This is a genomic window from Allobrachymonas chironomi DSM 19884, from assembly GCF_000374625.1.
GTDB classification, from domain to species: domain Bacteria; phylum Pseudomonadota; class Gammaproteobacteria; order Burkholderiales; family Burkholderiaceae_C; genus Brachymonas; species Brachymonas chironomi.
Window position 1 is genome coordinate 164,080 of the sequence record NZ_KB894766.1, and the last position, 20,897, is coordinate 184,976.

Sequence of the window (20,897 nt, forward strand, 5' to 3'; positions counted from 1 at the left end):
ATAACACCATTTATTCGGCTTGTGCAGATTCTTGTGCTTCTTCTGCAACAGCTTCAGCACGATCCACCAGCTCGACATAGGCCATGGGCGCATTGTCACCAACGCGGAAGCCCATCTTCAGGATACGCGTGTAACCGCCCGGACGAGCCGCAAAGCGCGGGCCCAGGTCGTTGAACAGCTTCACGACGCTGTCGCGGTCACGCAGGCGGTCAAATGCCAGACGCTTGTTGGCAACCGTGTCCGTCTTGGCCAGCGTGATCATCGGCTCGATGACCTTGCGCAGTTCCTTGGCCTTGGGCAGCGTCGTCTTGATGGCCTCGTGCTCGATCAGCGAGTTCATCATGTTGCGCAGCATCGCCTGGCGGTGAGCGGAGGTACGGTTCAGTTTACGGAGTTTCTTTCCGTGACGCATGGTGCTTTCCTTTCAGTTATTAGCGGGCAGCCGTATCAGGTACTGCCCGGGCACACATTGGGCCGGAGCCCGGAACAGCCTGCACCGCAAGGGGCAGGCAAGGGAGAAATCAGCGCTTTTCCAGACCTGCGGGCGGCCAGTTTTCCAGCTTCATGCCCAGGGTCAGGCCACGGGAGGCCAGCACTTCCTTGATTTCGTTGAGGGACTTGCGGCCCAGGTTCGGCGTCTTCAGCAGCTCGTTTTCGGTGCGCTGGATCAGGTCGCCGATGTAGTAGATGTTTTCTGCCTTCAGGCAGTTGGCAGAACGCACGGTCAGCTCCAGCTCGTCCACCGGACGCAGCAGCACCGGATCGAACTGCGCAGCACTGCGGGAAGCAGGCTGGTCGAACACGTCCAGCACACCGCCTTCCAGCTGCGCGAACACGGCCAGCTGTTCCACCAGGATCTTGGCGGAAGAACGCACGGCATCTTCGGCCGAAATGGCACCGTTGGTCTCGATTTCGATGACCAGCTTGTCCAGGTCGGTACGCTGTTCCACGCGGGCGCTTTCAACGGCGTAGCTCACGCGCTTGACGGGCGAGAACGACGCGTCCAGCACGATGCGGCCGATGAACTTGAAGGCATCATCGGGATGGTGGCGCATGTTGCCCGGCACGTAGCCACGGCCTTTTTCCACCTTGATCTGCATGTCGATCTTGCCGCCCTGGGACAGGTGACAGATCACATGCTCGGGGTTGATGATCTCGACGTCGTGCGGGATCTGGATGTCGGCAGCCGTCACCGGACCGTCGCTGTCCTTGCGCAGGCTCAGCGTCACTTCGTCACGGTTGTGCAGCTTGAACACCACGCCCTTCAGGTTCAGCAGGATCGCGACCACGTCTTCCTGCACGCCGTCCATGGAGGAGTACTCGTGCAGCACGCCGGCAATCGTCACCTCGGTCGGGGCATAGCCCACCATGGACGACAGCAGCACGCGACGCAGCGCGTTGCCGAGCGTGTGGCCATAGCCACGCTCGAACGGTTCGAGAGTGACCTCGGCGCGGTTGGCGCCCAGCTGCTCGACAGTGATGTTCTTGGGTTTCAGTAGATTGGTTTGCATTCTGACTTCCTCTCAATACCCCCGGCTCGTTACACCGGTAAGGCTGGCGAAGCCCCTGACACTGGATGCAAGGTGTGCCAGGAACCGGATCGGGTGCCTGACGGCGCTCGCCAGGCAATGGAAATGCGGCCGCAGCCGCATCTTCCGGATTAGCGTGAATACAATTCCACAATCAGCGATTCGTTGACGTCGGCAGCGTACTCGTCGCGGTCCGGCGTCTTCTTGAACACTGCTTCAGCCTTGTCGGCATTCACTTCCACCCATGCCGGGAAGCCCACCTGGGCAGCCAGTTGCAGGGCTTCGATCACGCGCGCCTGCTTGGCAGACTTTTCACGCACGGAGATCACGTCGCCGGCCTTGACCATGTAGGAAGGGATATTCACGGCCTGACCGTTCACCAGGATGGCCTTGTGGGACACCAGCTGGCGCGCTTCAGCGCGGGTGGAGCCGAAACCGGCGCGGAACACCACGTTGTCCAGGCGGGATTCCAGCAGGGACAGCAGGTTGGTACCGGTGTTGCCACGACGGCGCTCGGCTTCAGCGAAATAGCGGCGGAACTGACGCTCCAGCACGCCGTACATGCGCTTCACCTTCTGCTTTTCGCGCAGTTGCAGACCGTAGTCGGAGGTACGCTGGCCGGAGGTGCGGCCATGCTGGCCGGGCTTGGCTTCGAATTTGCACTTGTCGCCGATGGAACGACGGGCGCTCTTCAGGAACAGGTCGGTGCCTTCACGGCGTGCGAGTTTGGCCTTGGGGCCGAGGTAACGTGCCACAGTATTTTCCTTTGGTTATGTACTACTGCTTTCGGGAAAAAGCAGGAGCCGCCAACAACGATGAACGGTTGGCGGCAGTGGGCTTGGGTTGGAGAACCGGGATCAGATGCGACGACGCTTCTGGGGACGGCAGCCGTTGTGCGGCACCGGCGTCACATCAGAGATAGACGTGATTTTAATACCAAGTGCGGCCAGTGCGCGAATGGAGGATTCGCGGCCCGGACCGGGACCCTTCACTTCAACTTCCAGGTTCTTGATGCCCTGTTCCTGCGCCGCGCGGCCAGCCACTTCGGAAGCGACCTGTGCTGCAAACGGCGTGGACTTGCGGGAGCCCTTGAAGCCTTGACCACCGGAAGACGCCCAGGACAGTGCGTTGCCCTGACGATCGGTGATGGTGATGATGGTGTTGTTGAAGGAAGCGTGCACGTGTGCAATGCCGTCAGCAATGTTCTTGCGGACCTTCTTGCGGACGCGGGATGCAGCGCTGTTGGAATTTTTAGCCATGGTGACTCTACGCTCTCAATTATTTCTTCAGGGACTGGGCTGCCTTGCGCGGGCCCTTGCGGGTGCGGGCGTTGGTGCGGGTACGCTGACCACGCATCGGCAGGCCACGACGATGACGGAAACCGCGATAGCAGCCAATGTCCATCAGACGCTTGATGTTCATCGTGGTTTCGCGGCGCAGGTCACCTTCCAGGGTGTACTTGGCCAGCTCGTCACGGATCTTTTCCAGATCGGCGTCGGTCAGTTCCTTGATCTTCTTGTCGAAGGCGATGCCGCAGGCTTCGCAGATCTGGCGAGCGCGCGTACGACCAATGCCGTAGATCGCCGTCAGACCGATTTCAGCGTGTTGGTGCGGCGGAATGTTAATACCAGCAATACGTGCCATGTGATTCCTCTGTTAACTCTGATCAGCCTTGACGCTGCTTGTGACGGGGATCGGTGCAGATGATGCGCACCACGCCTTTGCGGCGGATAACCTTGCAATTACGGCAAATCTTTTTTACCGAAGCTGAGACTTTCATTCTTCTCTCCTCTAATGCTTTCTTACTTCGCGCGGAACACGATGCGCGCTTTGGATAAATCGTATGGGGTCAGTTCGACCGTTACCTTGTCGCCCGGCAGAATGCGGATGTAGTGCATGCGCATCTTGCCGGAAATGTGGCCGAGGACTATATGTCCGTTTTCCAGCTTCACTTTGAAGGTGGCGTTGGGGAGGTTTTCAACCACCTCGCCCTGCATCTGGATCACATCGTCTTTGGCCATGGTCAACGTTCCCGGACCGATTTGAAGTTCGCCTTCTTCAATAGCGCATCATACTGCTGCGTCATCAGGTAGTTCTGCACCTGGGCCATGAAGTCCATGGTGACGACCACGATGATCAGCAAGGATGTTCCGCCGAAATAGAACGGCACGTTGTATTTCAGGATCAGGAATTCGGGCAACAGACACACGAAGGTGATGTAGATTGCTCCGACCAGCGTAAGGCGCAACAGCACCTTGTCCAGGTAGCGGGCCGTGTTCTCGCCCGGACGGATGCCCGGAATGAACGCGCCGCTCTTCTTCAGGTTGTCGCTGGTTTCACGGCTGTTGAAAACCAGTCCCGTATAGAAGAAGCAGAAGAATATGATCGCAGCAGCATAGAGCGCAATGTAGATCGGCTGACCCGGTACCAGGGCGGAGGCCGCGTTGCGCAACCAGCGCATGCTTTCTCCGGCGCTGAACCAGTTCACGATCGTGGCCGGCAGCAGGATGATGGACGAGGCGAAGATCGGGGGGATCACGCCAGCCATGTTCAGCTTGAGCGGCAGGTAGGACGACTGGCCACCATAGACCTTGTTGCCCACCTGACGGCGCGCATAGTTCACCAGGATCTTGCGCTGTCCGCGTTCCACATACACCACGAAGTAGGTCACCGCAGCCACCACCACCAGAATGATCAGCGCCACGATGATGCTCATCGCATTGGTGCGGACCAGTTCCAGCAGACCGGCAATCGCTGCCGGCAGACCGGCGGCAATACCTGCAAAGATGATGATCGAGATGCCATTGCCCAGACCACGCTCGGTGATCTGCTCACCCAGCCACATCAGGAACAGCGTACCGGCTGTCAGACTGACCACGGTGGTCAGGCGGAACATCATGCCGGGATCGATCACCAGACCAGGAGAGCTTTCCAGTGCAATCGCGATACCGAAGGACTGGAAGATCGCCAGGGCCAGTGTGCCGTAACGGGTGTACTGCGTGATCTTGCGCTGACCTGCCTGCCCCTCTTTCTTGAGTTGCATGAAGGTCGGCACCACATAGGTCATCAGCTGCATGATGATCGATGCCGAAATGTACGGCATGATCCCGATGGCAAACACGGTGAAACGCGACAGGGCACCACCAGAGAACATGTTGAACAGGTTCAGGATGCCGCCCTGCTGCCCGCTGAAGAGCTGCTGCAGCTGGTCGGGGTTGATGCCCGGAACCGGGATATGCGCCCCGATACGGTACACCACCAGAGCCAGCAGCAGGAAGCCCAGACGGCGACGCAAGTCACCGTACTTGGGAGCATTGGCCGTGTTAGACAGACTCGTCGCCACTTTGCGCCTTCTCTATGCTTTGCAAAATCAGGCCAGGCTGCCGCCAGCCGCCTCGATGGCAGCCTTGGCACCAGCGGTAGCGCCGATACCGGTCAGCTTGACTGCGCGGGTCAGTTCACCATTCTTGATGACCTTCACCACCTTGATCAGCTGGCCCACCAGGCCGGCTTCTTTCAGAGCCAGCATGTCGACCTGATCCAGACCCAGCTGATCCAGCTCGGTCAGGTTGATCTCGGCGTTGTACTTCAGCAGATGGGACTTGAAGCCACGCTTGGGCAGACGGCGCTGCAGGGGCATCTGGCCACCTTCGAAGCCGACCTTGTGGTAGCCGCCAGCACGGGACTTCTGACCCTTGTGACCACGACCAGCCGTCTTGCCGAAGCCGGAGCCAATGCCACGGCCAACGCGACGCTTGACCTGCTTGGAACCCTCTGCGGGTTTGAGGTTGTTGAGTTCCATTGTCAGTCCTTACAGAACTTTCACCAGATAGGCGATCTTGTTGATCATGCCGCGAACTGCGGGAGTATCCTCCAGCTCGCTGACGCTGTTGAGCTTGCGCAGGCCCAGGCCACGCACGGTGTCGCGATGGGACTGCTTGGTGCCGATCGGGCTGCGCACCAGCTGCACTTTGACGGTTTGCTTGTCAGACATGTTTCTCTCCATCAGGCCGCGAAGATGTCTTCCACGCTCTTGCCACGCTTGGCGGCCACTTCGGCCGGAGTCGTGGAATTGCGCAGGGCATCCAGGGTTGCACGAACCATGTTGTACGGGTTGGACGTGCCATGGCTCTTGGCCACGACATCGGTGATACCCATCACTTCGAACACGGCACGCATCGGGCCGCCGGCGATGATGCCGGTACCCTTGGGAGCCGGAGACACCATCACGCGGGCTGCACCATGGTGACCCATCACGGTGTGGTGCACGGTGCCGTTCTTCAGGGACACCTTCACCAGGTTGCGACGAGCTTCTTCCATGGCCTTCTGCACGGCAGAGGGCACTTCCTTGGATTTGCCCTTGCCCATGCCGACGCCACCGTCGCCATCACCGACCACGGTCAGTGCAGCAAAGCTCAGGATACGACCACCCTTGACCACCTTGGTCACACGGTTGACCGCGATCATCTTTTCGCGCATGCCGTCGTCGCGTGCGTCGTCTTGCGGTTTGGATTGCATTTTTGTAGCCATTTTCGATCCCTCTTAGAACTGCAGGCCAGCTTCACGGGCTGCGTCGGCCAGAGCCTTGACGCGACCATGGTAGGCAAAGCCTGCGCGATCGAAGGCAACCTTCTCGACGCCTGCAGCTTTCGCCTTCTCAGCAATGCGCTTGCCGATCATGGCGGCAGCAGCGACGTTGCCACCCTTGCCGGCAGCGCCCAGTTCCTTGCGGATGTCGGCTTCGGCGGTGGAGGCAGAAGCCAGCACCTTGGTGCCGCAACCGGAGATCACGGCAGCATACATGTGCAGGTTGGTGCGATTCACCATCAGGCGCGGAACGCCCTGCGCTGCAATGCGGATACGGGTCTGGCGCGCACGGCGAATACGTTGTGCTTTCTTGTTCAACATGATGCCGTTCCTTATTTCTTCTTGGTCTCTTTGATGATCACGCGCTCGTCGGCATAGCGCACGCCCTTGCCCTTGTAGGGCTCCGGCGGACGGGTAGCACGCACTTCAGCGGCAATCTGACCGACAACCTGGCGGTTGGCACCCTTGATCACAACTTCGGTAGGAGTCGGAGTGACCGCGGTAATGCCTTCGGGCATTTCCATGATCACGGGGTGGGAATAACCGACGTTCAGGTTGAGCTTGTTGCCCTGGACGGAAGCCTTGTAGCCCACGCCGATCAGGGTCAGCTTCTTCTCGAAGCCCTTGCTCACGCCAGTCACCATGTTGTTCACCAGCTGACGCATGGTGCCGGACATGGCGTTGGCTTCACGGGAGTCGTCTGCGGGAACGAAGGACAGCTTGCCATCCTTGCTCTCGACCTTCACCAGGTTGTTGGCAGCAGTAGCCAGCTGGCCACCGGAACCCTTGACGCTGATCTGGCCTTCGCCGATCACGACGTCTACACCCTGGGGGATTTCAACGGGCATTTTACCTACACGGGACATTCTGTATTCTCCTCGCTTCGATTACGCCACGTAGCACAGCACTTCGCCACCCACGCCGGCAGCACGTGCCTTGCGATCGGTCATCACACCCTTGGGCGTGGTAACGATGGCGACGCCCAGGCCGTTCATGACCTGGGGCAGGGTCTTGCTACCCTTGTACACGCGCAGGCCGGGACGGCTGACGCGCTCGATGCGCTCGATGACCGGACGACCGGCGTAGTACTTCAGGGCGATTTCCAGGACGGGCTTGCCGTCTTCGTTCTTGACTTCAAAACCGTCAATGTAGCCTTCATCCTGCAGCACTTGCGCGATGGCGGCCTTCACCTTGGAAGACGGCACGCGGACGCTGGCCTTGCTGACCATTTGTGCGTTACGGATGCGGGTCAACAGATCGGCAATGGGATCACTCATGCTCATTCTTGTTCTCCTGCCGATTACCAGCTGGCCTTGGTGACGCCGGGGATGCCACCGGCGAAGGCGATTTCACGGATCTTGGCGCGGCCAAGACCAAATTGACGGAACGTGCCACGGGGACGGCCAGTCAGTTCGCAACGGTTGCGCTGACGGGTCGGGTTGGCATTGCGGGGCAGCTTCTGCAGCGCCAGACGGGCGGCATCGCGCTCTTCGTCAGACTTGCTGACGTCGTTGGCGATCGCCTTCAGTTCGGCATGCTTCTTGGCAAACTTGGCGACCAGCTTGGCACGCTTCTGCTCGCGTTGGATAAGTGCAACTTTAGCCATGTCTTACCTCAGTTCTTGAAGGGGAAGCGGAAGCCGGCGAGCAGTGCCTTGCACTCTTCGTCGGTCTTGGCCGTGGTGGTGATGCTGATGTTCAGACCACGCAGTGCATCCACCTTGTCGTATTCGATTTCCGGGAAGATGATCTGTTCCTTGACGCCGACGTTGTAGTTGCCACGGCCATCAAAGGAACGGCCGGAGATACCACGGAAGTCACGCACGCGCGGCAGCGCGATGTTGATGAAGCGGTCCAGGAATTCGTACATCTGCACGCCACGCAGGGTGACCATGCAGCCCAGCGGCTGGCCTTCGCGGATCTTGAAACCGGCGATGGCGCGCTTGGCCTTGGTGACAACAGGCTTCTGACCGGCAATCTTGGTCAGGTCAGCCACGGCGTTGTCCATGACCTTCTTGTCGGCAACGGCTTCACCAACACCCATGTTCAGGGTGATCTTGGTGATGCGGGGCACCTGCATCGGGGACTTGTAGCCGAACTTCTCGATCAGCTCGGGAGCGACCTTGTCGCGGAATTGGTCTTGCAAACGTGCCATGCTCATGCCACCTTGATTTCTGCGCCACTGGACTTGAACACGCGCACCTTGCTGCCGTCTTCCAGGGTCTTGATGCCTACGCGATCACCCTTGCCGGTTTCCGCGTTGAAAATGGCCACATTGGACTGGTGGATAGGCATGGCCTTTTCCACGATGCCGCCCTGCTCGCCCTTCATGGGGTTCGGCTTGACGCGCTTCTTGACCATGTTGATGCCGTCGACCACGAGGTACGACTCATCCTTGCGCAGTGCCACGGTGCCACGCTTGCCCTTGTCCTTGCCGGCCAGGACAATCACCTCATCGCCTTTGCGAATCTTGTTCATGTCTTCTACTCCTTACAGGACTTCGGGAGCCAGGGACACGATCTTCATGAAGCGGTCGCCACGCAGTTCACGCGTCACGGGGCCGAAGATGCGGGTGCCGATGGGCTCCAGCTTGCTGTTCAGCAACACGGCGGCGTTGCCATCGAATTTGATCAGGGAGCCATCCGGACGACGGATGCCCTTGGCGGTACGGACTACCACTGCACTGTAGATCTCGCCTTTCTTGACGCGACCACGCGGAGCAGCTTCCTTCACGCTGACCTTGATAATGTCACCGACGCTTGCATAGCGGCGCTTGGAGCCACCCAGCACCTTGATGCACAGCACGGACTTGGCGCCCGTGTTGTCGGCAACCTCTAGACGAGATTCTGTTTGGATCATTTTTAATTTCCCAACTTGTACCTGGTTGTGCCGCCCCATTGACGACACCCCAAAGCCAGTCTTGGGCCCGTCATTCACGCCGCGCTTGCGCACTGCGCTGCAGTTGGGCAGACAAACATCGCACCCGAAATGATGCGAAGCCTTGTATTGTTGCACAGCTCCCCACCTGGGTCAAGCACTGCTGTGCGTTTTTTGCACAGGGACAACATCCTGCCGGCAGACGGCGGATGGTGGAGTCCGACGACGTACCATAGGCCACATGGTCAGCCGTCAACACCCTCTCGAATTTCGCATACCGCCGCCGGTCATCGATGCCGGCTGTGCGCTGTTGATGTGGCTGCTGGCGCGCGCCACGCCGAAATGGCAACTCCCCTTGCCCGACGGCTGGCGCTGGGGCCTGCTGCTGGCCGGACTGGCAGTGGGCGGGGGCATGGCACTGGCCGGCCTGATCGCCTTTCTGCGGGCACGCACCACGCCGAACCCGCTGCAACCGCAGCAGGCGTCAACGCTGGTGACAGATGGCATCTACCGCTTCACGCGCAATCCGATGTACCTGGGCATGGCCCTGGCGCTGCTGGGTTGGGCCGGCTGGCTGGCACATCCGCTGGCGCTGGCCTGCATTCCACTGGCCATGGCCTGGCTGCAGCGCTTCCAGATCCAGCCGGAGGAGCGCATTCTGGAGCAGCGTTTTGGCGAGGCGTTCCGGCGCTATCGCCAGCGCGTGCGGCGCTGGCTGTAAGCGACTGCGACTCAGGGCGTGGTGGTGCCGACGTTCTGCGGCTGCACGCCCGCCGGCGCGGTACTGGTGACCGGTACGCCAGCGCCCACGGGCTGCAGCTGACTCGGGCTGATGATCTCGAACACCTTGACCACCTTGAGCACGCCGCCGACATTGCGCGCCACTTCGGCCGCGCGATCGGCTTCTTCCTGCGTGACGATGCCCATCAGGAACACGGTACCGAGCTCGGTCGTGACCTTGATGGCATTGGCGTCGAGCGAACGGGCGCTGACCAGCGCGGTCTTGACGCGGGTGGTGGTCATGCTGTCGACCGAGCGCTGGCTCAGGGTGGCCGACGGGTTGACGATGACTTCGTTGACGATGCGGCGCACATTGGGCACGCCTGCGGCCACGCTGCTGACCAGTTCGCGGTCGGCATCGGCCTGCACCTGTCCGGTGATCAGCATCACGCGGTTGTAGCTGGTCACGGAGACACGGCCACGTTGTTGCAGCGCATCGTTGATGCGGCTGCTGCCGCGCGTCTCGATGCCCTGGTCTTCCAGCTGGGCCCCGGAGGTACGGCGATCCAGCGCCAGCACGGTGGCGCCGGCAGCGCCGCCGACGACCAGCGGCACGCAGGCGCTCAGGGTGCTGCCCAGCAGGGCGGCCAGGACGGAAACGCGCAGCCAGCGGCCGGCAGCAGTACGGATGGTCTTGTTCATGAGATTTCCTCTTCTCCGAGCAGGTATCGGTCCAGGGCGTCGCACACCACATGGGTGGCGAGCAGGCATTGTTCCAGCAGGCGCAGGCCGCGCGGCTGGGCGAGCAGGATGTCCACATCGAGTTCGGACAGCAGGGGCATGGCGCTGTCGCCGCCATGCAACCAGAGCACCGGGATGTCACGCGATTGCGCCACGGCCAGGGCCTGCTGGGCAAAGGGCTGGGCATCATCGGCACTGCACAGCCAGAGCACATCGTCGGGCTGGCCGAGCTGCTGCAGTTGCTGCACGATGGCCTGGGCGACGCCCTGCTGCTGCTGTTCGAGCAGGTCGGGCGGCAGGGCTTGCGCGGTGCCGGCCGGGTGCAGCAGCGGCCAGCCGGCATCGTGATGCAGCACCAGCGCGGGCAACGGCGGCCGTTCGCGTTCCAGTACGCCACTCAGGCGCGAGCCGGTATAGGCCGGCCAGAACGCGGTGTCACCCGCCCCGCACAGCAGGATGCGGCCACCGCGCGCCACGGTATCGGCCAGCAACTGCGCCGCGAGATCCAGCTGGTAGCCGTTTTCGCGCGCGGTCTGCATGCAGGCCTCGGCATGCTCGGCAAATTGCCGCAGCATGGCTTCCTGCCGGGGGTCGTGGGGGGAATCCTGGATAGGCATGGTCTGGATGATACTGCCTCCGCCTGCCCGTCTGGTGCAACCAGACGTTCATGAGGCATCAAAAGCGGCCTGCAGCCACTGCCAGCTGCCGCCCTGTTCCGGCAGCGGGCCGTCGCAGACCATGGCGTCGAAGCGGCAGGGAGGTTCACGCCGTTGCTGCATCAGGTAGTGGCGCGCCGCCAGGATGATGCGACGGCGCTTGCCGTGACTGATGCTGGCGGCGGCACCGCCATGGCGGGCATCGGCGCGGTGACGCACCTCGACAAATACCAGGGTGCCATCGGCTGCCCGCATAATGAGGTCAATCTCACCACCACCCCGGCCCGGCGTGCGGAAATTGCGCTGCAACAGCACCAGCCCCTGATGCTGCAGCCAGGCGATGGCGCTGTCTTCGGCCTGCTGGCCGCTCTGGCGGGTGGTGGGTGCCGTATTGCTCATCGAGGAAGATCCTTGTCCGAAATCCTGACTACCGATTTTGCACCAGCGCTGGCTGCCGCAAGCGCTGCCGCCGGCCGCCAGTCCTATCCGCCGGCCACGCTGTATCTGGTGCCGACGCCGATCGGCAACCTGGCCGACATCACGTTGCGTGCGCTGCATGTGCTGCAACTGGCTGATGTGGTGGGCTGCGAGGATACGCGTCACACGGCGCGGCTGCTGCGCACTTATGGCGTGGATGCCGGCGCACGCCGGCTGCTGGCGTTGCACCAGCACAATGAGGAAGCGGCGGCACAGCAGGTGCTGGAGCGTCTGCAACAGGGGCAGCGCGTGGCGTATGTCAGCGATGCCGGTACACCGGGCATCAGCGATCCCGGGGCGCGACTGGTACAGGTGGTGACAGCGGCGGGTTACCGCGTGATGCCGCTGCCGGGTGCCAGCAGCGTGACCACGGCGCTGAGTGCTTCCGGCGTGATGGGCGGCGGGCAGGCCAATGGCGTGAACGGACTGGCCGATGGCTGGATCTTTGCCGGCTTCCTGCCGGTGAAAGGACAGGAGCGCCAGCAGGCCTTGCAGGCGCTGGCGGCGGAATCGCGCGCCGTGGTGCTGCTGGAAGCACCACACCGGATCGAGGCGCTGGCGCAGGGTCTGACGCTGCTGGAGGAGCGCCCGGTGACGCTGGCGCGCGAACTGAGCAAGCAGTTCGAGACGATCACGACGCTGCCGGCGCGGCAGCTGGCCGGCTGGCTGGCCGAGCTGCCCGAGCGCAGCAAGGGCGAGTTTGTCGTGATCGTGCATGCGGCGGCCCCGCAGCCAGAAGCCGATACCGGTCTGGACGCGGAAAGCGAGCGCGTGCTGCGCCTGCTGCTGGCCGAGTTGCCGACCAAGGGGGCGGTGAAGCTGGCGGCGGAGATTACCGGTGCGGCGCGCAATACCCTGTACGAGCGTGCGCTGGCGCTCAAGGCCGGGCACTGAGTCCGGCATGCAGACAGCGCTGCCCACGGCTTTTCATGTCACCACGCCGCACGGTGAAATCGGGCTGTGGTGGCTGGCGCTGTCCGCAACCCGGCGCGAGGCACAAGGCATCCAGGTGCGCCAGCAGGCCGCACAGATCCTGAACCGGCAGTTTCCGGCCAGCAGCCTGGGGCAGATCCACTGGCCACCCGGCGCACAGCATCCACCTGATCTGGCCTATGCCGCGCAAGCCTGGCACGCGCCAACGTCATCACCGGACCTGTGGCTCTCCTGGTCGTATGTGCCGATGCCGGATGGGCAGCCAGGACAGGCGCTGCTGGCGATCGGGCCCCTGCCGCTGGGTGTGGCCGTGACGGCCAGCGGACTGCACGACCAGGCCGGTTGGGAGACGGCGCTGGCGCGACATGATGGTCCGTCAGCTGCCCCGCTGCATCCGCATGCAGCCGCCTTGCGCTGGACCGCCCTGGTCGCTGCCGACAAATGCCGGCATCATGGCCTGCGCCCCTGGTCAACCGAGACACAGCGCGAACGCCAGCGCTGCAGCACGCAGACTTTGCCGCTGCCCTCTCCTGATCTGGTGGCGACACTGGCCTGGATGGCACCGGGGATCTGAGCGAACCCCGTGGCCGCCACCCCTACAATCCCCCCATGGCCTCCCCCAAATCCCAATTCATCTGCAACGCCTGTGGTGCCGCCAGTCCGCGCTGGCTGGGCAAGTGTCCTTCCTGCGGCGCCTGGAACAGCCTCGAAGAAGTCATCACCAACCCAACGCAGGGCGTGGTCGGCAAGAACCGGCTCAGCGGCCAGCCGCAGGCGCTGGGCGGCGCCTCCGAAGTGGCCACGCTGTCCGATATCCGCGCCCAGTCGGTGGCGCGCACGCCGTCGGGCATGGGCGAACTGGACCGGGTATTGGGCGGCGGCGTGGTGGAAGGCTGCGTGGTGCTGATTGGCGGCGATCCCGGCATCGGCAAATCCACGCTGTTGCTGCAGGCGCTGGATGCGCTGCAACTGCAGGGCCAGCAGACGCTGTACGTGACCGGCGAGGAAAGCGCCTCGCAGGTGGCGCTGCGGGCGCAGCGGCTGGGCCTGGACGGCTCGCAGGTGCGCGTGCTGGCCGAGATCCAGCTGGAAAAAATCCTCGGTACGCTGCAAACGGAACAACCGCAGGTGGCGGTGATCGACTCGATCCAGACCATGTACAGCGATGCGCTCAGCAGCGCCCCCGGCAGCGTGGCGCAGGTGCGAGAATGCGCTGCACACCTGACGCGCTTTGCCAAGGCCAACGGCACCTCGGTGATTCTGGTTGGCCACGTGACCAAGGATGGCCAGCTGGCCGGGCCGCGCGTGCTGGAACATATCGTCGATACCGTGCTGTATTTCGAGGGCGATACACACAGTGCCTACCGCATGATCCGCGCCATCAAGAACCGTTTTGGTGCCGTCAACGAGATCGGCGTGTTCGGCATGACCGACAAGGGCCTGAAAGGCGTGAGCAACCCGAGTGCGATCTTTCTGAGCACGCATGGCGATCCGGTACCGGGCAGCTGCGTGCTGGTGACCCTGGAAGGCAGCCGCCCGCTGCTGGTGGAAGTGCAGGCGCTGGTGGACGGCGGCGGCCCCTCGCCGCGCCGGCTCAGTGTCGGTCTGGAGCGCGACCGGCTGGCCATGCTGCTGGCGGTGCTGCATCGCCATGGCGGCGTGGCCACCGGCGATCAGGACGTCTTCGTGAACGCGGTAGGCGGCGTGCGCATCAGCGAACCGGCCGCCGACCTGGCGGTGCTGATGGCGATCACCAGCAGCCTGCGCGGCAAGCCGCTGCCCAAGGGCTTTCTGGCCTTTGGCGAAGTCGGCCTGGCCGGCGAGATCCGGCCGGCACCGCGTGGCCAGGAGCGCCTGAAGGAAGCGGCCAAGCTGGGTTTCAGCGTCGCCATCGTGCCCAAGGCCAACGCCCCGAAAAAGCCCGGCAAGGAGCTGGACGGACTGACGATCTACCCGGTGGAACGGGTGGAGCAGGCCATGGAACTGGTGCGCACACTGGATTAATGCAACATCTTGCTGCCATCTGCTGTCAAAAGACGCAATTTGTCGGTATTTTGTGACATGTTAGAATAGCTGCCACACGCCGGCATCCCGCATGCCGGTGTCCGCCCGTCGCCGGAGCTGCCCGCCAGCCTTCCTGCGCGTCGGGCACCACGGGAATCACCACGCATTCCACACTCGCACGGGGTCCGTCATCCAGGCGATGCCGGCACCCCACCCCCATCACAGGCAGTCGGCATCACCGGCCTGTTGTTGGCGTGTCCCCGGGCTCGTCATTCACGCAACAGCGTCACCCCGTCGTCTGTCCCCGCAAAGAGGACGCGCGCATGGCAAAAAGCATTTCCATCGAACACCTGTTCAAGGTCTTTGGCAAGGAGCCCGAGCAGGCGCTTGCGCTGGCCCGGCAGGGCCTGAGCAAGCAGGACATCGTGGCGCAAACCGGCGCCTCGATTGGCGTATTCGATGCCAGTTTCACCATTGAGGCCGGCGAGATCTTCGTCATCATGGGCCTGTCCGGCTCCGGCAAATCCACCCTGGTGCGCATGCTGAACCGGCTGATCGAACCGACCGCCGGCCGCATCCTGGTCGATGGCGAAGACATCAACCAGTACAACGAGCAGCAACTCCGCGGCTTCCGGCGCAAGGACATCAGCATGGTGTTCCAGTCCTTCGCCCTGCTGCCGCACCTGACGGTACTGGACAACACCGCCTTTGGCCTGGAACTGGCCGGCGTGGACAAGCAGGTCCGGCTGCGTCAGGCGCGCGAGGCGCTGGCCCAGGTCGGGCTGGAAGTCTGGGCCGACAGCTACCCGGACGAACTCTCGGGCGGCATGCAGCAGCGCGTGGGTCTGGCGCGGGCACTGGCCGCCGATCCGGCCATCCTGCTGATGGACGAGGCGTTTTCGGCGCTGGACCCGATCATCCGCACCGAAATGCAGGACGAGCTGCTGCGACTGCAGCAGGACAAGCGCCGCACCATCGTCTTCATCTCGCACGATCTGGACGAAGCCATGCGCATTGGCGACCACATCGCCATCATGAAGGATGGCCAGGTGATGCAGGTGGGCACGCCCGAAGAAATCCTGCTGAATCCGGCTGACGATTACGTGCGCAGCTTCATCAGCGGCGTCGACACCTCGGCCGTATTCAAGGCGGGCGATATTGCCCGCCGCATGCCGGTGGAGGTGGCCGTCAGCCAGGAGCGCGGCTGCCGTCCTGCCCTGCAGCGCCTGGAAGACCACGACCACCAGTGGGCCTATGTGGTCGATACCCGGCACCGCTTTCTCGGTGCCGTATCGGCCGATTCGATCCGCGCCGCACTGCGCGGCCACCACGGACCGCTCGGCCTGCAGCACGCCTACCTGCCTGATGTCAAAGCCGTGGACAGCAGCCATCCGATCAAGGAGCTGTACAGCAAGGTGCTGGCCAGCCCCTGCCCGCTGCCGGTGGTGGATGAACAGAACCGCTACCAGGGCAGCATCAGCAAGAACACCCTGCTGCGCTTTCTCGATCCCGATACCGACATCCATGGCAACCCCCTGCCAGAAACCGCTGACGCCGACCTGCCCGAAGACACGGCATCGGCCCAGCCCTGAAGGAGCCCCTGCACATGAGCAGTACCAGCCAAGACCCCTGGAACCAGGCCGATACGGCCACCCCGGTCGATACCGGCAATCCGTACGAAGCCGTCTTTGCCAATACCAATGACAACTGGATCAACGGCCCCGATGCCGTGATCACCAACGAGGCGCTGGAAGCCGAAACCGGCACCAGCGATTTTGTCGACCCGTACACGATCACCGCACCGGACAGCAGCGACAACTGGATCAACGGTCCCGACGCCGTGCAGGAAAACGAGGCCCTCGACGGCCTCGCCACCGGCACAGCCGAACTGGCACAGGCTCCCGCCGGTGAAGACGGTTTTTCGATCGGCCAGCTGCTTGACGGCAGCCTGCCGGTGCAGGACTGGATCAACCAGGGCCTGGACTGGTTCGTCGGGCGTTTCCGCCCGTTGTTCCAAACCCTGCGTGAACCGGTGGATGCGATTCTGGGCGGCGTGGAAGCAGCGCTGCAGTTCCCGCCGGCCTGGGCCATGATCGTGCTGCTGGCGCTGCTGGCCTGGCAACTGGCCGGCGCACGCCTGGCCATCGGCGCACTGGTCTCGCTGTTCGTGATCGCCATGCTCGGCATCTGGTCCGAAGCCATGGTGACGCTGTCACTGGTGCTGACCTCGCTGTTCTTCTGCATCGTGCTGGGACTGCCGCTGGGCATCTGGCTGGCCAACAGCGACCGCGCCGAGCGCATCATCCGGCCGATCCTGGACGCCATGCAGACCACGCCCGCCTTCGTCTACCTGGTGCCGGTGGTGATGCTGTTCGGCATCGGCAACGTGCCCGGCGTGATCGTCACCATCATCTTTGCGCTGGCCCCGCTGGTGCGCCTGACCTCGCTCGGCATCCGCCAGGTGCGCCCTGACCTGATCGAAGCGGCACGCGCCTACGGTGCCTCGCCCTGGCAGATGCTGACCAAGGTGCAGATGCCGTTGGCCATGCCCTCCATCATGGCCGGCATCAACCAGTCGCTGATGCTCAGCCTGTCGATGGTGGTGATCGCTTCCATGATCGCCGTGGGCGGTCTGGGCCTGATGGTACTGCGTGGCATTGGCCGCCTGGACATGGGCCTGGCCACCGTGGGCGGCATCGGCATCGTGATTCTGGCGATTCTGCTGGACCGCGTGACCCAGGCCATGGGCCGGCACGATCGCCGCAGCCTGCGCTGGCACCAGCGCGGCCCGATCGGCCTGGCCGCACGCCTGCTGCAGCGCCAGCCGGCCCACCCTGCTACTCCCGCCACATCGGCCACGGCACAAGCCTGACTCCCGACACACCCCAGAACAAGGACACCCCATGACGATTTCCCTGCGCTCCATCCGCACCCTCGCCCGCAGCCTGCTGCTCGCCGGCCTGCTCTCCGCTACCGCCCTGACTGCCCACGCCGATGCCGCCCAGCCCGGCAAGGGCGTCAAGGTCTACCCGCTGCAAAGCAATATCGCCGAAGAGACTTTCCAGGCCTTGCTGGTGGTCAAGGCGCTCGAAAAACTCGGCTACGACGTGCAGCCGATCCGCGAGGTCGAATACACCGCCGCCCACCTGGCCATTGCCAATGGCGACGCCACCTTCCTCGCCTCGCACTGGGATCGCCTGCACGAAAGCTTCTACCAGAACTCCGGTGGCGATGCCAAGCTGTGGCGCGAGGGCATCTACTCGCCCGGCGCGCTGCAAGGCTACCTGATCGACAAGAAGACCGCCGATGCCCACCAGATCACGCATATCGGCCAGCTGAAGGATCCGGCCATTGCCAAACTGTTCGATACCGATGGCGACGGCAAGGCCAACCTGACCGGCTGCAACCCCGGCTGGGGCTGCGAAAAGGCGATCGAATCCCATCTGGACAAGTTCCAGTTGCGCGGCAGCATCCAGCATGTGCAGGGCAACTACTCGGCGCTGATTGCCGATACCATCACGCGCTACCAGCAGGGACAGCCGGTGTTCTATTACACCTGGACGCCCTACTGGGTCAGCAACGTGATGAAGCCCGGCAAGGATGTGGTCTGGCTGGAAGTTCCCAGGGTCAAGCCGGCCAAAGGCGAGGAAAGCACTGCCCTGCCTAATGGCAAGGACTACGGCTTCATCGTCAACAACCAGCACATCATGGCCAACCGCGCCTTTATCGAGGCCAACCCGGCCGCCGCCAGACTGTTCAGCGTGATGAAGCTGCCGGTGGCCAACATCAACACGCAGAACATGGCGATGTTCAACGGCGCCAACAAGCGCAGCGATATCGAGAAGCACGCCAACGGCTGGATCAAGGCGCACCAGCGCCTGTTCGACAGCTGGCTGGACCAGGCGCGCGCTGCCGCCCGCTAAGCCGTACCGGCGTGCCCCCGCCGTCGCTGGCTGGCGGGGGCTGCAACAGGCGTCAATTAGGCGTAAACTTGTCAGTTGCATTTGTTTATTTTTCGAGAACGGCAGCATGGCCTGCCGGCAACTGACAAGAAAAGGAATCACCCATGAGCGCACCTATTGCCCTGTCCGACCGCGACGGCAAGATCTGGCTGGACGGCCAGCTGGTGGACTGGCGTGACGCCAAGGTGCACGTGCTCACCCATAGCCTGCACTACGGCTGCGCCGCATTCGAAGGCGTCCGCGCCTACCAGACCGACAAGGGCACCGCCGTGTTCCGTCTGGAAGACCATACCAAGCGCCTGTTCAACAGCGCCAAGATCCTGCGCATCCCGATGCCGATGTCGCAGGAAGAAGTGAATGATGCGCACAAGGCCGTGCTGCGCGAAAACCAGCTGGAAAGCGCCTACATCCGTCCGCTGGTGTGGCTGGGCTCCGAGAAACTGGGCGTTTCGCCCAAGGGCAACACGACCCACGTGATGATCGCCGCCTGGAACTGGGGCGCCTACCTGGGCGAAGAAGGCATGGCCGTGGGCATCCGCATCAAGACCAGCAGCTTCACGCGTCACCATGTGAACATCACCATGACGCAGGCCAAGACGGCCAGCAACTACACCAACTCGATCCTGGCCAACATGGAAGCCACCGACGACGGCTACGACGAAGCCCTGCTGCTGGACAGCGCCGGTTTTGTCAGCGAAGGCTCGGGCGAAAACGTGTTCATCGTCAAGGAGGGCGTGGTCTACACCCCTGACCTGTCCGCCGGCGCCCTCAACGGCATTACGCGCAACACCATTTTCCACATCTGCCAGGATCTGGGCATCGAGGTGGTGCAGAAGCGCATCACGCGTGACGAATGCTATATTGCCGACGAAATGTTCTTTACCGGCACCGCCGCCGAAGTCACGCCGATCCGTGAAATGGACCGCGTGCAGATCGGCATCGGCCGCCGCGGCCCGATCACCGAAAAGATCCAGAGCGCCTTCTTCGATATCGTGAACGGTCGCAATCCCAAGTACGCACACTGGCTGGCGCTGGTGTAACCCCCTGCACGGAGATACCCCATGAGCAAAGCTGTAGAAATCAAGGCCAGCGACCTGAACCAGGCCGGCGAAGTGTTCTGCCCCAGCCCGCTGGCCGGCATGGAGCTGTGGAACAGCCATCCGCGCGTGTACATCAATGTGTCGAAGCATGGCGAGGGCAAGTGCCCGTATTGCGGGACGGTGTACAAGCTGAAGGAAGGTGAAGTTGTCGCGCACGGGCATTGAGGCCTGACAGGCTTTCATGCGCGTCCTGCACTTTGTCACCGGGGGCTTTTCCGGCGCTACCCAGGTAGCGGTGGACTTGTGTCTGGCCGCGCAGCAAGGCCAGGACATGCAGGTGTTGCTGGTATTGCGCCGCAAACGCAATACCGATGCGGCACGCGTCCAGGCCCTGCGCGACAAGGGGCTGGATGTCCGCGTGGTACCCGGCTGGTCGCACCTGGCCACGGTGCTGAGCCTGCGCAAGATAGCGCTGGAGTGGCAGCCGGATATTCTGGTGGCGCACGGCTTCAGTGACCATTTGTGGGGGCGTTATGCCGGCATTCTGGCCAAGGTACCCCATTTGGTGCATGTGGAGCACAACTCCCGGGAACGGTATACAGCATGGCGATTGAAGCAGGCGCTGTGGCTGGCCAGATATACGGCCGTCAGCATTGGTGTCTCTGAGGGGGTCAAGGCGCGTCTGCTGGAGCTTGGCTTTCCAGCCGAGCGTTGTGTCGCCATCCCCAATGGCATCAACATGCAGCGCTTCCCGAAACAAGACCTGCTCCCTTGGGATCAACGGCAGCCGGCGCTTGTCATGGCCGCCCGTTTCGCACGCCAGAAAGATCACGAGACCCTGCTCCATGCCCTGGCCCTGCTGGCGCAACAGGGACTAAAACCCACGCTCTACCTGGCGGGAGGTGGCAAGCAGCGGCAGCAGCAGCGTGCCCGCACACTGGCTACGAAGCTGGGAATTGCTGATCAAGTGCAATTTCTTGGCCAGGTGCAGGATCTGCCCCAATTCCTGATGCAGCAGCAAATTTTCGTCTTATCCACGCACTATGAAGGCATGCCTCTGGCCTTGCTGGAAGGCATGGCAGCCGGCTGTGCCTGCATCGGCAGCAATGTCGTGGGGGTCCGCGAAGTTCTTGAGCATGGGCGTACCGGCTTGCTGGTGGCCGAGGGAGACGCCTCCGCCATGGCGGAAGCGATTCATGGCCTGCTGAACAACCCGGTTCAAGCACAACACCTGGCTTTGGCAGCGCGCCAGCAAGCAGAAACCGAATTTGACCTTTCCGTCATGCAAGCCAGACACGCATCCTTGCTACGCGCCGTACAGTCTGGCAAAGCCCTGACGATGTCATTCACTCCCTGTCATCCGGAATAGCCT

General features: G+C 62.7%; 31 protein-coding genes. 10 read left to right on the forward strand and 21 right to left on the reverse strand.

Going from position 1 to position 20,897, the window contains the following annotated elements:
- Window positions 1-10: 10 nt before the first annotated feature.
- The 18 genes from rplQ to rplN form a co-directional block, all read right to left on the reverse strand.
- The gene (gene rplQ, locus C513_RS0103330) at window positions 11-412 is read right to left on the reverse strand and encodes a 50S ribosomal protein L17 (RefSeq protein ID WP_026320498.1); all 402 of its coding nucleotides are present in this window, start codon (window positions 410-412) and stop codon (window positions 11-13) included.
- Window positions 413-521: 109 nt separating this feature from the next.
- Window positions 522-1,511: a DNA-directed RNA polymerase subunit alpha gene (locus tag C513_RS0103335; RefSeq protein WP_018714613.1), complete on the reverse strand. Its 990-nt coding sequence runs from the start codon at window positions 1,509-1,511 to the stop codon at window positions 522-524.
- Between the two features lie 149 nt (window positions 1,512-1,660).
- Window positions 1,661-2,284 (reverse strand): 30S ribosomal protein S4, encoded by a 624-nt coding sequence (gene rpsD / locus C513_RS0103340; protein WP_018714614.1) that lies wholly within the window; start codon window positions 2,282-2,284, stop codon window positions 1,661-1,663.
- A gap of 102 nt (window positions 2,285-2,386) precedes the next feature.
- A complete protein-coding gene (rpsK, locus tag C513_RS0103345) occupies window positions 2,387-2,788 on the reverse strand; it encodes a 30S ribosomal protein S11 (protein WP_018714615.1) in 402 nt (133 codons plus the stop codon).
- A gap of 19 nt (window positions 2,789-2,807) precedes the next feature.
- Window positions 2,808-3,173, reverse strand: a complete 366-nt coding sequence (gene rpsM, locus C513_RS0103350; RefSeq protein ID WP_018714616.1) for a 30S ribosomal protein S13 — start codon at window positions 3,171-3,173, stop codon at window positions 2,808-2,810.
- Between the two features lie 22 nt (window positions 3,174-3,195).
- Complete coding sequence (rpmJ, locus tag C513_RS13835) at window positions 3,196-3,309, reverse strand: 50S ribosomal protein L36 (RefSeq protein WP_076342701.1); 114 nt, start codon at window positions 3,307-3,309, stop codon at window positions 3,196-3,198.
- 22 nt (window positions 3,310-3,331) lie between these two features.
- Window positions 3,332-3,550 (reverse strand): translation initiation factor IF-1, encoded by a 219-nt coding sequence (gene infA, locus C513_RS0103355; protein WP_018714617.1) that lies wholly within the window; start codon window positions 3,548-3,550, stop codon window positions 3,332-3,334.
- Between the two features lie 2 nt (window positions 3,551-3,552).
- Window positions 3,553-4,872, reverse strand: a complete 1,320-nt coding sequence (secY, locus tag C513_RS0103360; RefSeq protein ID WP_026320499.1) for a preprotein translocase subunit SecY — start codon at window positions 4,870-4,872, stop codon at window positions 3,553-3,555.
- A gap of 27 nt (window positions 4,873-4,899) precedes the next feature.
- Window positions 4,900-5,331, reverse strand: coding sequence for a 50S ribosomal protein L15 (gene rplO, locus C513_RS0103365; protein WP_018714619.1), 432 nt, complete (start codon window positions 5,329-5,331; stop codon window positions 4,900-4,902).
- Window positions 5,332-5,340: 9 nt separating this feature from the next.
- On the reverse strand, window positions 5,341-5,523 hold the full coding sequence (gene rpmD, locus C513_RS0103370) for a 50S ribosomal protein L30 (protein WP_018714620.1): 183 nt from the start codon (window positions 5,521-5,523) through the stop codon (window positions 5,341-5,343).
- An 11-nt stretch (window positions 5,524-5,534) separates the two neighbouring features.
- Complete coding sequence (rpsE, locus tag C513_RS0103375; protein WP_033394809.1) at window positions 5,535-6,059, reverse strand: 30S ribosomal protein S5; 525 nt, start codon at window positions 6,057-6,059, stop codon at window positions 5,535-5,537.
- Window positions 6,060-6,071: 12 nt separating this feature from the next.
- Window positions 6,072-6,437 (reverse strand): 50S ribosomal protein L18, encoded by a 366-nt coding sequence (gene rplR / locus C513_RS0103380; RefSeq protein WP_018714622.1) that lies wholly within the window; start codon window positions 6,435-6,437, stop codon window positions 6,072-6,074.
- Window positions 6,438-6,448: 11 nt separating this feature from the next.
- The gene (gene rplF / locus C513_RS0103385; protein ID WP_026320500.1) at window positions 6,449-6,982 is read right to left on the reverse strand and encodes a 50S ribosomal protein L6; all 534 of its coding nucleotides are present in this window, start codon (window positions 6,980-6,982) and stop codon (window positions 6,449-6,451) included.
- Between the two features lie 21 nt (window positions 6,983-7,003).
- Window positions 7,004-7,399 carry a 30S ribosomal protein S8 gene (rpsH, locus tag C513_RS0103390; protein WP_018714624.1) on the reverse strand — a complete coding sequence of 132 codons (396 nt, stop codon included), beginning with the start codon at window positions 7,397-7,399 and terminating at the stop codon, window positions 7,004-7,006.
- A gap of 17 nt (window positions 7,400-7,416) precedes the next feature.
- Window positions 7,417-7,722: a 30S ribosomal protein S14 gene (gene rpsN / locus C513_RS0103395; RefSeq protein ID WP_018714625.1), complete on the reverse strand. Its 306-nt coding sequence runs from the start codon at window positions 7,720-7,722 to the stop codon at window positions 7,417-7,419.
- Between the two features lie 8 nt (window positions 7,723-7,730).
- Complete coding sequence (gene rplE, locus C513_RS0103400; RefSeq protein ID WP_026320501.1) at window positions 7,731-8,270, reverse strand: 50S ribosomal protein L5; 540 nt, start codon at window positions 8,268-8,270, stop codon at window positions 7,731-7,733.
- Between the two features lie 2 nt (window positions 8,271-8,272).
- Window positions 8,273-8,593: a 50S ribosomal protein L24 gene (gene rplX, locus C513_RS0103405; RefSeq protein WP_018714627.1), complete on the reverse strand. Its 321-nt coding sequence runs from the start codon at window positions 8,591-8,593 to the stop codon at window positions 8,273-8,275.
- Window positions 8,594-8,605: 12 nt separating this feature from the next.
- A complete protein-coding gene (gene rplN, locus C513_RS0103410) occupies window positions 8,606-8,974 on the reverse strand; it encodes a 50S ribosomal protein L14 (RefSeq protein ID WP_018714628.1) in 369 nt (122 codons plus the stop codon).
- A gap of 259 nt (window positions 8,975-9,233) precedes the next feature.
- Here rplN and C513_RS0103415 point away from each other — a divergent pair, with 259 nt between their 5' ends.
- Window positions 9,234-9,713, forward strand: a complete 480-nt coding sequence (locus C513_RS0103415; RefSeq protein WP_018714629.1) for a methyltransferase family protein — start codon at window positions 9,234-9,236, stop codon at window positions 9,711-9,713.
- 11 nt (window positions 9,714-9,724) lie between these two features.
- Here the strand turns inward: C513_RS0103415 and C513_RS0103420 are convergent, their stop codons facing one another.
- The 3 genes from C513_RS0103420 to C513_RS0103430 form a co-directional block, all read right to left on the reverse strand.
- Window positions 9,725-10,414, reverse strand: a complete 690-nt coding sequence (locus C513_RS0103420; protein WP_018714630.1) for a BON domain-containing protein — start codon at window positions 10,412-10,414, stop codon at window positions 9,725-9,727.
- Window positions 10,411-11,028, reverse strand: coding sequence for an SIS domain-containing protein (locus C513_RS0103425; protein ID WP_018714631.1), 618 nt, complete (start codon window positions 11,026-11,028; stop codon window positions 10,411-10,413). The genes C513_RS0103420 and C513_RS0103425 overlap by 4 nt, the downstream gene beginning before the upstream one ends.
- Before the next feature lie 90 nt (window positions 11,029-11,118).
- Complete coding sequence (locus C513_RS0103430) at window positions 11,119-11,508, reverse strand: YraN family protein (RefSeq protein ID WP_018714632.1); 390 nt, start codon at window positions 11,506-11,508, stop codon at window positions 11,119-11,121.
- A gap of 24 nt (window positions 11,509-11,532) precedes the next feature.
- On the opposite strand from C513_RS0103430, the gene rsmI reads away from it, so the two are divergent.
- From rsmI to C513_RS0103475, 9 genes are all read left to right on the forward strand, one after another.
- Window positions 11,533-12,480, forward strand: a complete 948-nt coding sequence (gene rsmI / locus C513_RS0103435; RefSeq protein ID WP_026320503.1) for a 16S rRNA (cytidine(1402)-2'-O)-methyltransferase — start codon at window positions 11,533-11,535, stop codon at window positions 12,478-12,480.
- Window positions 12,481-12,487: 7 nt separating this feature from the next.
- Window positions 12,488-13,093: a hypothetical protein gene (locus tag C513_RS0103440; protein ID WP_018714634.1), complete on the forward strand. Its 606-nt coding sequence runs from the start codon at window positions 12,488-12,490 to the stop codon at window positions 13,091-13,093.
- 35 nt (window positions 13,094-13,128) lie between these two features.
- Window positions 13,129-14,523, forward strand: a complete 1,395-nt coding sequence (gene radA / locus C513_RS0103445; protein WP_018714635.1) for a DNA repair protein RadA — start codon at window positions 13,129-13,131, stop codon at window positions 14,521-14,523.
- A 323-nt stretch (window positions 14,524-14,846) separates the two neighbouring features.
- Window positions 14,847-16,115 carry a glycine betaine/L-proline ABC transporter ATP-binding protein ProV gene (gene proV, locus C513_RS0103450; RefSeq protein ID WP_018714636.1) on the forward strand — a complete coding sequence of 423 codons (1,269 nt, stop codon included), beginning with the start codon at window positions 14,847-14,849 and terminating at the stop codon, window positions 16,113-16,115.
- 14 nt (window positions 16,116-16,129) lie between these two features.
- Window positions 16,130-17,395 (forward strand): glycine betaine/L-proline ABC transporter permease ProW, encoded by a 1,266-nt coding sequence (proW, locus tag C513_RS0103455; protein ID WP_018714637.1) that lies wholly within the window; start codon window positions 16,130-16,132, stop codon window positions 17,393-17,395.
- A gap of 31 nt (window positions 17,396-17,426) precedes the next feature.
- On the forward strand, window positions 17,427-18,446 hold the full coding sequence (proX, locus tag C513_RS0103460; RefSeq protein WP_018714638.1) for a glycine betaine/L-proline ABC transporter substrate-binding protein ProX: 1,020 nt from the start codon (window positions 17,427-17,429) through the stop codon (window positions 18,444-18,446).
- Between the two features lie 143 nt (window positions 18,447-18,589).
- The gene (locus tag C513_RS0103465) at window positions 18,590-19,525 is read left to right on the forward strand and encodes a branched-chain amino acid transaminase (RefSeq protein ID WP_018714639.1); all 936 of its coding nucleotides are present in this window, start codon (window positions 18,590-18,592) and stop codon (window positions 19,523-19,525) included.
- A gap of 21 nt (window positions 19,526-19,546) precedes the next feature.
- Window positions 19,547-19,750: a zinc-finger domain-containing protein gene (locus C513_RS0103470; RefSeq protein WP_018714640.1), complete on the forward strand. Its 204-nt coding sequence runs from the start codon at window positions 19,547-19,549 to the stop codon at window positions 19,748-19,750.
- Window positions 19,751-19,766: 16 nt separating this feature from the next.
- Entirely contained in the window at window positions 19,767-20,894 is a 1,128-nt protein-coding gene (locus C513_RS0103475) for a glycosyltransferase (protein ID WP_018714641.1), read from the forward strand.
- Window positions 20,895-20,897 lie beyond the last annotated feature (3 nt).